This is a genomic window from Nonomuraea sp. NPDC049141 (assembly GCF_040648415.1).
Lineage (GTDB): Bacteria > Actinomycetota > Actinomycetes > Streptosporangiales > Streptosporangiaceae > Nonomuraea.
In genome coordinates this window covers 1-2,409 of the sequence record NZ_JBEZDR010000133.1, presented here as the reverse complement: position 1 = coordinate 2,409, position 2,409 = coordinate 1, and the positions used below count along the sequence as shown (strand labels likewise).

The window sequence follows — 2,409 nt, the reverse complement described above, 5'->3', positions numbered from 1 at the left end:
GCCCTGCTGCTCGGCGCGCACCGCACCGGCCCCGCCGGGCACGCGTACGACCTGGGCCAGGCGGTCGCCCACCTCACCGTGCAGGCCACGGCGCTCGGCCTGCACGTACGCCAACTGCACGAGTTCGACCACGCCGGCCTGGCCGCCGACCTCGACCTGCCGGCGGACGTACGGCCACACGTGGTGGCGGCAGTCGGGCAGCTCGGCGACCCGCTGAGCCTCCCCGCCGACCTGCTGCGGTCGGAGACCGGCCTGCGCCGCCGTCTCCCCCTGGCCGACCTGCTGCTGACCAGCGAGCCTGCGAAGTGCGTCTCATAGTTCGGACCGGCCTTCCCGCCCCCCGGCCGGCCACGTAGGGTTACCTCATCATGTGGCAGGCGTACCTCCTCCTTGGTCGCCGCGACGAGGCCTGAAGGCCGGCACCTCGTCGCGGAGTCGAACCGCGCCGTCCAGCACATCCGAACCTTCCATCGGCAACCGCCCGGGCACCGTCGCCCGGCACCCGGCCGACACCTTCCGATTGCTGACGCCACATGTTCCAGGGAGCACTCCGTCATGGCTCAACCCGTCACCGACGCTGACACCGATCCCATCGCCCGGCAGCGCCCCAGCCGGATGCCGTACCACCGCTACCAGCCGTACCAGCAGCAGTTCCGGATCGACCTGCCCGACCGCACCTGGCCGACCCGGCACGTCGAGGCCGCGCCGCGCTGGTGCGCGGTGGACCTGCGCGACGGCAACCAGGCCTTGATCGACCCGATGTCGCCGGAGCGCAAGCGCCGGATGTTCCAGCTGCTGGTGCAGATGGGCTACAAGGAGATCGAGGTCGGCTTCCCCTCGGCCAGCCAGACGGACTACGACTTCGTACGGCAGCTCATCGAGCAGGACCTGATCCCGGAGGACGTCACGATCCAGGTGCTCACCCAGTGCCGGGAGCACCTGATCGACCGGACCTTCGAGTCGCTGCGCGGCGCCCGGCGGGCGATCGTGCACTTCTACAACTCGACCTCCACGCTCCAGCGCCGGGTGGTCTTCGGGCTGGACCGCGACGGCATCGCCGACATCGCCACCCAGGGCGCGCGGCTCTGCCGCAAGTACGCGGAGATCCACACCCCGGACACGGACATCCACTACGAGTACTCGCCCGAGTCCTACACGGGCACGGAGCTGGAGTACGCGCTGGAGGTCTGCGCCAAGGTCATCGAGGTGGTCGACCCGACGCCGGACCGCAAGCTGATCGTCAACCTGCCGGCCACCGTCGAGATGGCCATGCCGAACGTCTACGCCGACTCGATCGAGTGGATGCACCGGCACCTGCCCCGGCGGGACAGCCTGGTGCTGAGCCTGCACCCGCACAACGACCGGGGCACCGGCGTGGCCGCCGCCGAGCTGGGGCTGCTGGCCGGCGCGGACCGGGTCGAGGGCTGCCTGTTCGGCAACGGCGAGCGCACCGGCAACGTCGACCTGGTGACACTCGGGCTGAACCTGTTCTCCCAGGGCGTCGACCCGATGATCGACTTCTCGAACATCGACGAGGTGCGGCGCGCCGTCGAGTACTGCAACCAGCTCCCGGTGCACGAGCGCCACCCGTACGCCGGCGACCTCGTCTACACCGCCTTCTCCGGCTCCCACCAGGACGCGATCAAGAAGGGCTTCGACGCGCTCGCCAAGGACGCGGCGGCGGCCGGGGTGCCGATCGACCAGCACACCTGGGCGGTGCCCTACCTGCCGATCGACCCGAAGGACCTGGGCCGCACCTACGAGGCGGTCATCCGGGTCAACTCGCAGTCCGGCAAGGGCGGCGTCGCGTACATCATGAAGAGCGAGCACCAGCTCGACCTGCCGCGCCGGCTCCAGATCGAGTTCTCCGGCGTGGTCCAGCAGGTCACCGACCACGACGGCGGCGAGGTCGACCCGGGCACCATGTGGGAGATCTTCGCCACGCACTACCTGCTCGACCACCAGGTCGACCCGGCGCTGACCCTGGACGACTACGCCATCGGCACCGCCGAGGGCAAGGTCGAGATCGAGGCCCGCGTCGGCCTGGGCGGGGAGCCGCGCTCGCTGACCGCGGTCGGCAACGGCCCGATCGACGCGTACGTCAACGCACTCCAGTCGGTGGACGTGGCGGTACGGGTGCTCGACTACCACGAGCACGCGCTCTCCTCCGGCGGGGACGCGCAGGCCGCCGCGTACGTGGAGTGCGAGGTCGACGGTCGTACGGTCTGGGGCGTCGGCACCGACGCCAACATCGTCACCGCCTCCGTGAAGGCCGTGACGAGCGCCGTCAACCGCGCCCGCGCCTGACGGACGGGGAAGGGCACTCCGTTCAGGCGGGGTGCCCTTCCTCACTCGCCGGGCGATGCACGAGCAGGACGGCCATCGCCGCCCCCGCCCGCAGCAGGCCGG

General features: G+C 70.9%; 1 protein-coding gene and 1 pseudogene. Both read left to right on the top strand.

The features are described from left to right. A pseudogene (locus AB0B91_RS65150) lies at positions 1 to 318 on the top strand (hypothetical protein); the annotation flags it as partial. 237 nt (positions 319 to 555) lie between these two features. Then, positions 556 to 2,307, top strand: a complete 1,752-nt coding sequence (gene leuA, locus AB0B91_RS65145) for a 2-isopropylmalate synthase (RefSeq protein ID WP_357662568.1) — start codon at positions 556 to 558, stop codon at positions 2,305 to 2,307. Positions 2,308 to 2,409: the final 102 nt, after the last annotated feature.

Excerpts from the sequence above, each read along its gene's own strand:
- leuA (WP_357662568.1), top strand. The coding sequence starts at position 556 with ATGGCTCAACCCGTCACCGACGCTGACACCGATCCCATCGCCCGGCAG.